General features: G+C 34.2%; 11 protein-coding genes. 4 read left to right on the forward strand and 7 right to left on the reverse strand.

Annotation, left to right across the window (positions count from 1 at the left end):
• Window positions 1-2: 2 nt before the first annotated feature.
• The 3 genes from H6X70_RS01725 to H6X70_RS01735 are packed head-to-tail and all read left to right on the forward strand — an operon-like array spanning window position 3 to window position 1871.
• Window positions 3-590 carry a LemA family protein gene (locus H6X70_RS01725; RefSeq protein ID WP_194765957.1) on the forward strand — a complete coding sequence of 196 codons (588 nt, stop codon included), beginning with the start codon at window positions 3-5 and terminating at the stop codon, window positions 588-590.
• A gap of 1 nt (window position 591) precedes the next feature.
• Window positions 592-1029: a TPM domain-containing protein gene (locus H6X70_RS01730; protein WP_194765958.1), complete on the forward strand. Its 438-nt coding sequence runs from the start codon at window positions 592-594 to the stop codon at window positions 1027-1029.
• An 8-nt stretch (window positions 1030-1037) separates the two neighbouring features.
• Window positions 1038-1871 (forward strand): TPM domain-containing protein, encoded by an 834-nt coding sequence (locus H6X70_RS01735; RefSeq protein ID WP_194765959.1) that lies wholly within the window; start codon window positions 1038-1040, stop codon window positions 1869-1871.
• A gap of 2345 nt (window positions 1872-4216) precedes the next feature.
• Here H6X70_RS01735 and H6X70_RS01740 read toward each other — a convergent pair.
• Both H6X70_RS01740 and der read right to left on the reverse strand, forming a co-directional pair.
• Window positions 4217-5221, reverse strand: coding sequence for a sugar kinase (locus tag H6X70_RS01740; protein ID WP_194765960.1), 1005 nt, complete (start codon window positions 5219-5221; stop codon window positions 4217-4219).
• A 182-nt stretch (window positions 5222-5403) separates the two neighbouring features.
• Window positions 5404-6708, reverse strand: a complete 1305-nt coding sequence (gene der / locus H6X70_RS01745) for a ribosome biogenesis GTPase Der (RefSeq protein ID WP_194765961.1) — start codon at window positions 6706-6708, stop codon at window positions 5404-5406.
• 166 nt (window positions 6709-6874) lie between these two features.
• On the opposite strand from der, the gene H6X70_RS01750 reads away from it, so the two are divergent.
• The gene (locus tag H6X70_RS01750) at window positions 6875-7378 is read left to right on the forward strand and encodes a GTP-binding protein (RefSeq protein ID WP_194765962.1); all 504 of its coding nucleotides are present in this window, start codon (window positions 6875-6877) and stop codon (window positions 7376-7378) included.
• Between the two features lie 127 nt (window positions 7379-7505).
• On the opposite strand, the gene era is transcribed toward H6X70_RS01750, so the two are convergent.
• The 5 genes from era to H6X70_RS01775 form a co-directional block, all read right to left on the reverse strand.
• A complete protein-coding gene (era, locus tag H6X70_RS01755; RefSeq protein ID WP_194765963.1) occupies window positions 7506-8387 on the reverse strand; it encodes a GTPase Era in 882 nt (293 codons plus the stop codon).
• Between the two features lie 125 nt (window positions 8388-8512).
• Window positions 8513-9205 carry an FKBP-type peptidyl-prolyl cis-trans isomerase gene (locus tag H6X70_RS01760; protein ID WP_317171436.1) on the reverse strand — a complete coding sequence of 231 codons (693 nt, stop codon included), beginning with the start codon at window positions 9203-9205 and terminating at the stop codon, window positions 8513-8515.
• 1339 nt (window positions 9206-10544) lie between these two features.
• Window positions 10545-11291, reverse strand: coding sequence for a rhamnogalacturonan acetylesterase (locus H6X70_RS01765; RefSeq protein ID WP_194765965.1), 747 nt, complete (start codon window positions 11289-11291; stop codon window positions 10545-10547).
• 2 nt (window positions 11292-11293) lie between these two features.
• Window positions 11294-13291: a pectate lyase gene (pelA, locus tag H6X70_RS01770; protein WP_194765966.1), complete on the reverse strand. Its 1998-nt coding sequence runs from the start codon at window positions 13289-13291 to the stop codon at window positions 11294-11296.
• A gap of 137 nt (window positions 13292-13428) precedes the next feature.
• Window positions 13429-14235, reverse strand: a complete 807-nt coding sequence (locus tag H6X70_RS01775) for a T9SS type A sorting domain-containing protein (RefSeq protein WP_194765967.1) — start codon at window positions 14233-14235, stop codon at window positions 13429-13431.
• Between the last annotated feature and the right edge of the window lie 113 nt (window positions 14236-14348).

Genomic DNA, 14348 nt, shown 5'->3' on the forward strand with positions numbered 1-14348 from the left:
TTATGAAAAAGTTTTTACCATGGATTATTGTTGCTCTTGTTGTATTCGGAATTTACTCTTGGGCTAAAAATTTTAACAACACTGCAGTAGAATATCAAGCCAATGCAAAAACGGCATGGTCTAATGTTGAAAGCGCATACCAACGTCGCGCCGATTTAATTCCAAATCTTGTAGCAACGGTTAAAGGCTATGCTTCGCACGAACAAGCAACTCTAGAAGGTGTAGTAAAAGCCCGTGCAGAAGCTACAAAAACGACCATTGACCCTACTAATTTAACGCCAGAAAAAATGGCGCAGTTTCAACAAGCCCAAGATGGTTTAAGTGGTGCACTTTCTAAATTATTAGTAACTGTAGAGCGTTATCCTGATTTAAAGGCTGATAAAAGTTTTTTAGAATTACAATCGCAGCTTGAAGGTACAGAAAACAGAATTAATGTAACTAGAGACCGTTATAATGAATCGGTTAATATTTACGATAAATTCATTAAGAAATTCCCTGCTAAATTATTAGCCGGTTTATTCGGTTTTGAAGAAATGGCACGTTTTAAAAGCGCTCCTGGCAGTGAAAACGCACCTAAAGTAGAGTTTTAATATGTCTAAAATTGAAGCTTTTTTAACCCAAGAAGAAGAGCAAGACATTGTTGATGCCATACATGTGGCAGAATTAAACACTTCTGGTGAAATACGTGTACATATAGAAAAAACTTCTAACGGCGATGCTACAAATCGTGCGTTAGAAGTCTTTCATGAACTCAAAATGTTCAATACAAAGCTTCAAAACGCGGTTTTAATATATGTGGCTGTTGCCGATAAATCATTTGTTATTTACGGCGATGAGGGCATTAATAATGTGGTTGAAGATGATTTTTGGGATTGTACCAAAGACCTCATGGTAACACACTTTAAAAAAGGCGATTTTAAACAAGGCCTTGTTGAAGGCATCATGCGATCTGGAGAACGCTTAAAGCAGTATTTCCCTTATACCGATGATGACATAAACGAACTTACAAACGAAATTTCTAAAGGCTAGTTTTAATTATGCAAAAATCTAAAATACAAACTGCCTTCTTTTCAAATTCTAAAAGCCTGAGTCTTTTATTTTTAATATCTATTTTCTCATGCAGTTTGGCTTTTGGGCAATTTGAAATTCCTGCAAAACCAAAATTTCAAACCAGTGTTTACGATTATATTAACTTGCTTTCAAGTTCACAAAAAACGGCTTTAGAACAAAAATTAATAAAGTATTCCGATACCACTTCAACACAAATCGTTGTCGCTATAATTAGTTCTACCGAAGGTGAAAACATCAACTTTCTTGGCGCACAATGGGGCGAAGCTTGGGGTATTGGTCAAGCAAAGGAAGATAACGGGATATTAATTTTACTCGCTAGAGACGACAGGAAAATTGCCATAAACACAGGCCAAGGTGTTGAGCATCTTTTAACCGATGCCTTATCGAAACGTATTATTGAGGGCGACATTATTCCTTTCTTTAGAAAAGACGACTATGCAGGAGGTCTTAACCGTGGTGCCGATGCCATTTTTGAAGTCATGCAAGGCGAATATAAAGGCACTAGAAAAAAGAATACCGATGGTCCGCCAGACTTATCGAAATACATCTTCTTATTTATTTTTATCGTATTTATTTTATCTTTTTTTAGAAATAAACGCGGTGGCGGTGGAAAAAACGGCGGCAATAAATCTGGAGGCCTCGATATTTGGGATGCCATTATTTTAAGCAACATGGGACGCGGTAGCTATAGAGGCGGAAGCGGCTGGGGCTCCGGTGGAGGTTTCGGCGGTGGCGGAGGCTTTGGAGGCGGCTTCGGTGGTGGTGGCTTTGGAGGCGGTGGTGCTTCTGGAGGTTGGTAGTACCAATTATGTTTTTATAGTAAAAAAACCTTCTAAATGGAACTTATAAATAGGCGACGAAAGTCTTCAACAGGCTCTGACTGACATCACGGTATTTAATTGGTTTTATTACTAGAACGGAATTGCTAACATTTAACTTAATTCAAAATACAAATAGAAGTTATCTTGTCACACTGAGCTTGTCGAAATGCCATTACAAAACAATTCTACAAAACAAGTAATCGAAAATAGTCTTCGATAGGCTCAGACTGACATCTAGTTTTTTAATTGGTTTTATTACTAGAATGGAATTTCTAAACATTCAACTTTATTCAAAACACAAATAGAAGCTACTTTGTCACACTGAGCTTGTCGAAGTGGCATTACAAAACATTACCAAAAAATTAGTAATCGAAAATAGTCTTCGACAAGCTCTGACTGACATCTAGTTTTTTAATTGGGTTTATTACTAGAATGGAATTTCTAAACATTCAACTTTATTCTAAAGACAAATAGAAGTAACCTTGTCACACTGAGCGCAGTCGAAGTGCCATTACAAAACAATTCTACAAAACAAGTAATCGAAAATAGTCTTCGACAAGCTCTGACTGACATCTCGGTTTTTAATTGGGTGTATTACTAGAACGGAATTGTTAACATTTAACTTAATTCAAAATACAAATAGAAGTTACCTTGTCACACTGAGCTTGTCGAAGTGCCATTACAAAACAATACTAAAAACTAGTAATCGAAAATAGTCTTCGACAGGCTCTGACTGACATCACGGTTTTTAATTGGGTTTATTACTAGAATGGAATTTCTAAACATTCAACTTTATTCTAAAGACAAATAGAAGTAACCTTGTCACACTGAGCTTGTCGAAGTGCCATTACAAAACAATGCTAAAAACTAGTAATCGGAAATAATCTTCGACAGGCTCTGACTGACATGTAGTTTTTTAATTGGGTTTATTACTAGAACGGAATTTCTAAACATTCAACTTTATTCTAAAGACAAATAGAAGTAACCTTGTCACACTGAGCTTGTCGAAGTGCCATTACAAAACAATTCTAAAAACAAGTAATCGAAAATAGTCTTCGACAAGCTCTGACTGACACCTCGGTTTTTAATTGGATTTAGCAATAGAATAAAATATCTAACATTCAACTTTATTCAAAACACAAATAGAAGCTACTTTGTCACACTGAGCTTGTCGAAGTGGCATTACAAAACATTACCAAAAAATTAGTAATCGAAAATAGTCTTCGACAAGCTCTGACTGACATCTAGTTTTTTAATTGGGTTTATTACTAGAATGGAATTTCTAAACATTCAACTTTATTCTAAAGACAAATAGAAGTAACCTTGTCACACTGAGCGCAGTCGAAGTGCCATTACAAAACAATTCTACAAAACAAGTAATCGAAAATAGTCTTCGACAAGCTCTGACTGACATCTCGGTTTTTAATTGGGTGTATTACTAGAACGGAATTGTTAACATTTAACTTAATTCAAAATACAAATAGAAGTTACCTTGTCACACTGAGCGCAGTCGAAGTGCCATTACAAAACAATTCTACAAAACAAGTAATCGAAAATAGTCTTCGATAGGCTCAGACTGACATCTCGGTAGTTAATTGGGTTTATTACTCGAACGGAATTGTTAACATTCAACTTTATTCAAAACACAAATAGAAGCTGTCTTGTCACACTGAGCTTGTCGAAGTGCCATTACAAAACAATACTAAAAACTAGTAATCGAAAATAGTCTTCGACAGGCTCAGGCTGATATCTCGGTTTTTAATTGGGTTTAGCAATAGAATGAAATTTCTAAACATTCAACTTTATTCAAAAGACAGATAGAAGCTACCTTGTCACACTGAGCTTGTCGAAGTGGCATTACAAAACATTACCAAAAAATTAGTAATCGAAAATAGTCTTCGACAAGCTCTGACTGACATCTAGTTTTTTAATTGGGTTTATTACTAGAATGGAATTTCTAAACATTCAACTTTATTCTAAAGACAAATAGAAGTAACCTTGTCACACTGAGCGCAGTCGAAGTGCCATTACAAAACAATACTAAAAACTAGTAATCGAAAATAGTCTTCGAAAGGCTCTGACTGACACCTCGGTTTTTAATTGGATTTAGCAATAGAATAAAATATCTAACATTCAACTTTATTCAAAACACAAATAGAAGCTACTTTGTCACACTGAGCTTGTCGAAGTGCCATTACAAAACATTACCAAAAAATTAGTAATCGAAAATAGTCTTCGACAAGCTCTGACTGACATCACGGTATTTAATTGGATTCAGCAATAGAATGGAAAAACAAGTTCTAGTTGATAAAATTCACTTTGTCCTATCTATTAAATCGACCAGAAATATTGCCTTCTACAATGCGTGTTACCTCGTCGATGGTTGCGTAATTTACATCCCCTTCGTAGGTGTGTTTTAAGGCGCATGCAGCACTTGCAAAATCCATAGACTTATAATCATCGTAATGCTGTAAACCGTAAATTAAACCTGCAGCAAAAGCATCGCCGGTTCCAATGCGGTCTACAATATGGGTAATATCGAAATCTTGAGTTTCTCTAAACTCGCTGCCATTCCACATTCTGGCTCTAATTTTATGCCACGACGAATTGATGGAAGTTCTTATTTTATCAAACACTTTTTCTATAGACGGAAACTTTTCGATAAGTAGTTTACTGGCTTCAATAAACTCTTCATTTGAATACCCGTATTCGGTACCTAAAACTTCGTTCATTTCGTTTATACCACCTATAAATATGGTTGAACAATGCAACAATTCAACTAAAGCATCTTTAGCATCCACGCCATATTTCCACAAACCACTTCTATAAGTTGGATCTGCTGAAACTTGCATGCCTTTAGCTTTTGCTAATTTTAAACCTTCTTTTAAAGTATCGAAACTTCCTTGTGTAAGTCCCGGAGTAATTCCTGTCCAATGAAACCATTCGCCATCGGTTAAAGCCGATTCCCAATCGACCATTTCTGGTTGAATGCTTGAAAAAGCAGAATGCGATCTATTATATGAAATCGAGCTTGGGCGCATTACCGCACCAACTTCTAAGAAATAAACGCCCAACGGTCTTGGCGAACGCACAATAGCGGTGGTGTCTAAATCAAATTTATTTAAATATGAAATGGCTGTATCTCCAATAAAATCGTTAGAAATACAAGTAATATGCTTTACATTGCCACCAAAATTAGCAATTGAAAGCCCTACATTAACTTCGGTTCCTCCAAAATAAAACTCTAAAGTATTGGCTTGTATAAACTTTTTGTTTCCAAAAGGTGATAAGCGCATAAGTACCTCACCAAATGTAATAATCTGACCCATAAATAAATTTTTGAGTGCTAAAAATAACCAATATTGCTGATAATAAATTGATTTTTCAGGAAAATTAAAAAATATGAAAACTCACTAATTAAGTCGGTTTATTTTACGACAACAACAATATTATAACAAAAAAGCTGCTAATTATTTAAATTAACAGCTTTGTTTATTATGATTATTAAATGCTACTTTTTACGCATGTACACACTAATTGGCACCCCATTAAAACCAAATTTTTCACGTAATTTATTTTCTAAGAAACGCTTATAAGGATCTTTTACATACTGTGGCAAATTACAGAAAAATGCAAACTGAGGTTGCGGCGTTGGCAACTGCATGATGTATTTTATTTTAACGAATTTTGCTTTATAAGCTGGTGGTGGATAATTTTCAATTATCGGTAACATAATTTCGTTAAGCTGAGATGTTTTTATCTTTTTAGTACGGTTTTTATAAACTTCAACAGCGGTTTCAATAGCTTTAAAAATACGTTGTTTAGTTAATGCCGAAATAAACACGATAGGCACATCGGTAAAAGGTTGCATTTGTAAACGGATGGCTTTTTCGTATTCCTTAACCGATTTATGGTCTTTTTCAACCAAATCCCATTTGTTAACTAAAACCACAATACCTTTACGGTTACGTTCTGCAAGCCAGAAAATATTTTGAACTTGACCATCAAATCCGCGGTTAGCATCCAACACCAATAAACACACATCGGCGTGTTCTATAGCACGTACACTACGCATAACTGAATAAAATTCTAAATCTTCTTTTACTTTAGATTTTCTTCTAATTCCTGCTGTATCAACCAAATTAAATTCAAATCCGAAACGGTTGTATTTGGTATCTATAGAGTCTCTGGTTGTGCCAGCAATATCGGTTACAATATATCTGTCTTCACCAATTAAAGCATTTATAAAAGATGATTTCCCTGCGTTTGGACGCCCCACTACAGCAAAGCGTGGTAATTCGTCTTCAACCACTTCTTCTTTTTCTGGTAAAGCTTCAACTAAAGCATCTAATAATTCGCCTGTTCCGCTTCCGTTTATACTGGCAATGGTATAATATTCGCCTAAACCTAGCGCATAAAATTCAACAGCATCTTCGGCACGTTTACCATTATCAACTTTATTTACAACTAAAAATACAGGTTTATTAACACGTCTAAGTAGTTTTGCAACATCTTCATCCATGCCTGTTACACCAGATTCTACATCGACCATAAAGATAATCGCATCGGCTTCATCAATAGCTAACTCAACTTGTTTATCAATTTCAGCTTCAAAAACATCATCACTTCCAAGCACATATCCGCCGGTATCAATTAAAGAAAAATCTTTACCGTTCCAATCACATTTTCCGTAATGACGGTCTCTTGTAACCCCACTTACCGCATCTACAATGGCTTCACGTCTTTGAATCAATCTATTAAAAAACGTTGACTTTCCAACATTTGGTCTTCCTACAATGGCTACTATATTACTCATAATCTCAATTTAAAAGTTAACAGGTTAAAACCGATTTACTTAAGGTTCCCTGAAAACTTTTGCAAAAATAGGAAATATACTGTATGCCACATCTTTTTTATGAAAAGAATAAAATTTATCAATATGAAAAAAAATAGTACTTTACTAAGCTCAAAACTAAACTTTCATGGCCTTACCTAACGATATTGTTTTACGACCGCGATTTAAAATTGAAGTACCAAGATATAAGGAGGCGCTTTTAAGTGACTTTAAAAATGCTAAAACCACTCAATCTGATTTTATTTTAAATTTGATTGATGACCATATATTTATAAAATTTCCAAAGGAAAAACAAACCTATTGGTCGCCGCAGCTTCATTTAGAAATAAACACTATTGATGATAATAACAGTACCATTCACGGCTTATTTGGCCCTAACCCTACGGTTTGGACCTTGTTTATGTTTTTGCATTTTTGTGTGGGCGTTATTTTTTTAGGCTTTGGCATTTGGGCCTATAGCAATTGGACTTTAGATCAAGATTATGCCGTACAATTTAGTGTTGTACTTTTAATGGTTGTGCTTTGGATTGCACTATACTTTGCAGGAAGCATTGGAAAAGCCTCTAGTATAACAGAAATGCATCTTTTAAATGATTTTATGTATGATGTTTTAAAAATAGAAAAGCCTTAATTGCAGTAACAATTAAAGCTTTTTTAAACCAACTAACCCAAACCTATTTACTAACAGTGTTCTGGGCAAATATAAATTTAATATATTATTTGGGTGTTACCTTAATAATAAGAAAGTGTTAGCAACATTAATTATTATAACCAAAACGCTTCAATTGGTTTTGATTACTACGCCAGTTTTTATTCACTTTTACATACAATTCTAGGTGAATTTGTTTTCCAAAGAATTGCTCCAAATCCTTTCTAGCCTCTACCCCTACACGTTTTAAAGCAGTTCCTTTATGACCTATAATAATACCTTTTTGTGTTTCGCGTTCTACCATGATTACCGAACGGATTCTAATGATTTTTTCTTCTTCAAAAAACTCTTCGGTATCCACTTCAACAGCATAAGGGATTTCCTTTTTATAATGAAGCAGAATCTTTTCGCGAATGGTTTCGTTTATAAAAAAACGTTCAGGCTTATCTGTTAACTGGTCTTTAGGATAAAATGGTGGCGAGTCTGGAAGCAAATCGATTATACGAGTAAAAACTTCTTTAACGTTAAAACCTTCTAATGCTGAAATAGGGTAAATCTCGGCATTTGGTACTTTGGTTGTCCAAAGTTGTACTTGTGCTTCTAATTGCCCTTGATCGGATTTATCAATTTTATTCAACAGTAATAAAACAGGAATTTTCGATGCTTTTATTTTATTAAAAAAGGCTTCGTCTTTAAGTTCTTGTTCGCCAATTTCAACCATATAAATAAGCACATCGGCATCTTCAAAAGCAGACTTTACAAAGCCCATCATCGATTCCTGTAACTCGTAAGCTGGTTTTATAATACCAGGCGTATCACTTAAAACTACTTGAAAATCGTCACCATTCACAATACCTAAAATACGATGTCTGGTGGTTTGTGCTTTAGAAGTGATTATGGATAATTTTTCGCCCACAAAGGCATTCATTAATGTTGACTTTCCAACATTAGGATTTCCTATAATATTTACAAAACCTGCTTTATGGTTCATGATAATCTGTTTTTATGCTGCAAAGTTACAACTTGAAAGGCGTAATTATGTTATAAAATATAGAAACAAAAAAAACAGGAAGCATAACTTCCTGTTTTTACAATATTTTAATGTGTAATCTTAAATTACTTAACTTCTAATAATTCTACATCGAAAATTAAAGTAGCGTAAGGTTTAATTGCTCCTCCTGGTCTTGGGTTTGCACCGTAAGCTAAATTTTGAGGAATAAAGAATTTGTATTTTGAACCTTCTGGCATTAACTGTAAACCTTCTGTCCATCCTTTAATAACTTGAGTTACACCAAACTCAGCTGGCTCACCTCTATCAACAGAGCTATCGAAAACAGTTCCGTCAAGTAAAGTTCCGTGGTAGTGTACTTTTACTTTAGAAGCTGGTGTAGGTTTTGGACCTGTACCTTCTTTTAAAACGATGTATTGTAAACCACTATCGGTAGTATGTACACCTTCTTTAGTTTTGTTTTCTTCTAAAAACTTAGCACCTTCTTCTTTATTTTTTTCACCAAGTTCAGCAGCTTTAGCAGCTTCTTCTTGCTGTTTCTTTTGAAAATAATTTCTAACTACTAATTGCGCTTGCTCTGGAGTAATTAAAATATCTGTAGAATCGATAACGTTTGTAAACCCTTGTACAAATAAATCGTTGTCAAATTCATCAAAACTAGCTTTTACATTTTTGGCAACATCCATTCCTATGGCGTAGCTTACAGAATCCAATTCCGTTTTAACAGGTTTCTTTGTAGCTCCGGTTTTGTTACAAGACACAACTAGTAAAACCATTGTTACTAGACTTAATAATTTCATTATTTTCATTTTATTATCATTTTTTTTATACGAAGCCAAAAGTAACAAAATTATATAAAGTAAAAAAAGAAATTAACAAGGCTTAAATTCCCTTTAAAAACAAGGGCTTTTTCTACTAAAAACCTCTTTTTTTTGATGTTCTTGGCTTTTTAAAAATTTAGCGTTATTGGATTTAGCACAAAAAAAAACTGTTCAAGCTATGAAGAGGCTGAACAGTATTAAACTAACCAAACATTTTATATGAAAAACGAACCACTGTTTTACATTAACGGTACAAAGTTGCGGAAATTCTAAGGTGGATTATATGATAAATATCATGTATACTACGGCTTTCTGTTAAAAATGCGTTAATTTAATTTGGAATGCTATTCTTTCATACTCGCAGTGTTTACAGACCCTTCAGATTTTTTAAAGACTATTATTCGGTAGTTGATAGCTCTTATGCTTTTTGTAGTTTTTAACCCTCCCAATTTCGATGAAATCGAAATTTTCCTCCCTTCAAAACGAAGAAGGGAGGAACAAGTTTTATTAATGTTTTCTAGAACAAACTAAATCTAATTAATCTATTTTAATTAAAATTTCGGGTTTCGAACACTTATGTTTTAAAAACCTGAAAGGTCCTTTTCTAGACTTCACACCAAAAAAAAACTGTTCAAGCTATGAAGAAGCTGAACAGTTTTAAACTAACCAAACATTTTATATGAAAAACGAACCACTGTTTTACATTAACAGTACAAAGTTGCGGAAATTCTAAAGCGGATTATATGACAAATATCATGTATACTGCGACTTTCTGTTAAAAATGCGTTAATTTAATCTGGAATGCTATTCTTTCATACTCGCAGTGTTTACTGACCCTTCAAGTTTTTAAAAAACTATTATTCGGAAGTTGATAGCTCTTATGTTTTTTTATAGTTTTTAACCCTCCTAATTTCGATGAAATCGAAATTTTCCTCCCTTCAAAACGAAGAAGGGAGGAACAAGTTTTATTAATGTTTTCTAGAACAAACTAAATCTAATTAATCTATTTTAATTAAAATTTCGGGTTTCAAACACTTATTTTTTAAAAACCTGAAAGGTCTTTTTCTAGACTTCACACCAAAAAAAAACTGTTCAACCTATGAAGTGACCGAACAGCTTTAAATTAACCAAACATTTTATATGTAAAACGAACCACTGCTTTACTATAACGACGCAAATTTGTAAAAAACACAGAAGATATTATATGACAAATGTCATATATATAATTATATTTTGTTAAAAAACGTTAAAACCAACAGGAGTTTTTAAAACAACTATCAGCTCATTACTTGAAGTAGCTAACACTAATACCAGGGCATTATTTAATAAATTTAGAAAAACCATCCACTTTATCCTTTAACTCGGCTACTGCTAATTTTGCCACTTCGGTTGCTCCTAATTTAGACAAATGCGTGTCGTCATGTTTGGCTTCTTTATAATAAGCATTTTCGCCAGCTTCAAAATGAAGATGCAAAGTTTTAGATTTTTCTACACCGTAGGATTCCTCTAATTGTTCTGTTTTAAATTGCAGGTCTATAAATGGTACTTGATATTCTAAAGCAACCAAGCGTACTTCTAAAGGGTAGCTCTCATGCGTATCGATAAAGGTGCCGAACTCATTAAAATTTCGTCTAACAATAGATGAAAACAAAATTGGAATCGCCCCTTTTTCACGAGCCTCTAAAACATAGTTGATTAAATTATTTCGGTATCCTGTATGCGGATTGGTATACCGTTCTGGTTTTTTAAATTTCTGATCGTTATGCCCGAATTGAATAAAAACATAATCGCCTTTTTTTAATGTTTTTAAAACGTCGTCCCAACGGCCTTCGGATTTAAAACTTTTAGAACTGCGACCGTTTACTGCACGATTATCTACAACAACTTTATCATTAAAAAACTGCGGTAATACTTGTCCCCAACCGTGTTCTGGATTCACTTCTGGATTTTTTTTGTTCGCCATAGTAGAATCGCCAATTAAATAAATAGTATGCTGTGCGAAACTAGATGCTGAAATCATCAGCAGGAAAATAAGAGTGATTTTTGATAGTTTTTGATAATTCATTGTTAATGATTTTTGCTAAAATTATTTCCTAGAATATTTTTGAAGCTGTATTTTTTTGCTTCGTGTTTTGATAATTGATGCGACCATTTAACCCGATGCTCAGGCTGAAACCCCGCTCCTGAATTATGATATTCGGCATAAAAACTTGTTTTTTCGGCTTCGGGTTTAGACCAATTGTGCCATCCTTCTGGTTTTATTTGTTTGCCCAAATCGCAGTTTACAAATACCGTTTTAGCATAAATGCGCCAGGGTCGTCCTAAATAAACAGCGTTAACCTCGTTATTTGCAGTGATTTTACAGTTTTTAAAAACATAACCAAATTCCTGATTTTCTGGCGTAGATGCCGCGGTAATATACGAGTTTGTCTTGCTGTGAATGGTGCAACTTTCGAACAACACTGTGGCTTCACCAAAAATAAAATCGGTACCACCTTCGATATAACAGTTTTTAAAATACTGTTTAAAACCTTCGCCAGCGGTGTACAAAGTATCTTGAAATCCTAGAAGTTTACAGTTTTCAAAAAAGCATCGGTTTGCGTTTACCGATAAAGCTACGGCTTGACCCACATCGCCTGAAGCATTTTCAATAGTTAGGTTTTTGGCTATAAAATCGTCGCCTTCAACTAAAACAGTGGCTGTGTGAAACGTACTGTTACGTCCTAAATTAATTTTATTGAAAAAATCATCAAACGTAATTATAGTCTTTTCTTGACTTTCACCTAGTAAAGTGATTTTTGTATTCCATGAAAACACATGAACTTTTTCATTATACACACCGTTTTTAACATGAATAATAACGCGTTGGGCAGGAATTGCTTTGGCGGCATAAATGGCATCTTGGATGTTGGTAAAATCGCCAGTACCATCTTTAGAAACAACCATATTATAGGCGTTTTTTGGTGATTTATTTTCAGTTGAAACCTTATTTATCGCTAGCCATTCAGGGTATTTTTCTAATACTTTATTTGGGATGTCGGTGTACCAAGCGTAACCACGGCGTCTTTCATCTCCAATTTCATCAATGGTTGCCTTTTTAATACCATCTCTATCACAAAAAAATGGTGTATTATCTTCTAACTCCATAAAACGCGCCCAAAGTGGCACCCCATTTTCATCTTTAACGATTTGTTTATCAATAAACTTCCCGTTTTCATCGCGGATAAATTCACGTTTTAAACCTAAAATCTTTGTAGCATCAAACCAAGTTACTGCATGATTTATAGCATTTTTAATAGCTTCTGAAGGTTTATCAATAGACATTAAAAGTAAAACAATGTTTGCAGACTCCTTGCCGCTTAAAGAAGGTAACTCGTATGAACGTGCTTTTGCGGGTTTTAATGTTTTTTCGTCATGTTGGGCACACCAAGCCGTTAGCACACCATTTTGTTTGTATTGTGTTTTTAAAATGCAGTCGATACCCTTATTAAAAGCGACATCGATTTTTTGTAATTGGGCTGGCGATGGTTTTATTGAAAGCGTTTCTGTGTTATCTTTTAAAGCTTGCAAAAGCCTTAAAATATTCACCATAGAATCATCATTATAAGTAATGTGGGTGTAATAGCCTTTTTTTAGCGGATAAAACTGTGGCCATCCGCCGTTGTTGTATTGGGCTTCTAAAAGATATTGCACGCCCTTGAGAAAAGCTTCTTTATAGCGTGGGTCTGGAATTTGCCTGTACATTTTAGACAAATAGAGCATTTCTTGAATGGTGGCGCCATTATCTGTGGTAACCTCTTTAGTACTGTTTTTTTGTTTTATTAAAGCTGCTTTTTCAGTGGTATTCAAAGGGTTTTGCATTTGAATATTTTTTGGCCAACCGCCTATATCGCGTTGATATAGCAATACGTTTTCGGCAATAGCTTTAGCCTCTTCCGTAGCAAACCACGGCCCTTCTTCTTGATGCGTAATGCTTCCCCAAGATTTATTAAGTACTTGCGCATGCCCTAAAACCGAAAGGCTAATAATAAGCACAACACTAGAAGCAAACTTAAAATAACTCATATTATACTATTTTAACTTTTAAAACATAACTTACTAAATATAAATAAATTACAATATCAACTCATGAAAAAATCAAAAAGGATATCCAAATTTGGATACCCTTTTTTCTAGTTCAAATAAAGTAAGTAATTGTAATATTATCTTAACACTAATTTCACTGATTTCTGTCCTTCTGCCGTTTTAACCGTTGCGATATAAAGACCAGATTTAAGGGAGAAACTTGTATCGTTAGACACTTCAACCGTTTTTACTAAAGCACCTGTAATGCTGTAAATATTAATTGCAGTAGCAAGCTTTACATTAGAAACATGAATTTGGTTTCCAATAGCTTTAACGTTAGTTGAAACTTGAGATACTGCATTGTTAGTACTAAGTACTAAATCTGATGCACCTGGGCCTGAAACCTCTATTTTATATACAGAGAAATTATTACTATCATAAAGATAAATATCACTATCTGCTCCAGTATAACTAGCCGTAAGTATAAAAGGATCTCCATCCTCTGCCACTCCTCCTGCAGTATCATCATAGAATTTAGTAGCTTCAGCTAACACATTAATTCCATCTGAAACATAAAATGTACGCTCACTTCCCCCACCGGATTTTAACCAAACTTTAATAGACACATCTCCTTTTACAATGAATTTAAAAAATCTCGCGGTAGGAAGTGCGCCTGTCGCACCAGATCCTCCATTCACCTTAAAACGATTGGTAGATGAAAAACCATCAGAAAATGACTGAGAACTCCCATCTACTTGTCCAAATAATTTAGTACTTGTTGGATGTGGCTCTAATGTTAATTTATCTACAATTTGAGCTGTTGCAATCCCATCTGAAATAGGCCAAACTGACTCGTCGGAAAAATTCCAAACCTTAGTTTGCGCCTGTACGGATACAGAAAAAAGTAAAATTGGTAGAATAATTAAAAGTAATTGTTTTTTCATGATTATATAGTTTTAGTTATAGTTTAATCGATTACATTATTGTAATCGATTGCCTAAACTAAGTAATATTATTCGATTTAAAAAATAAAATTTATACTTTAACACATAAAAAT

It is taken from the genome of Tamlana sp. I1 (assembly GCF_015355625.1).
Lineage (GTDB): Bacteria > Bacteroidota > Bacteroidia > Flavobacteriales > Flavobacteriaceae > Pseudotamlana.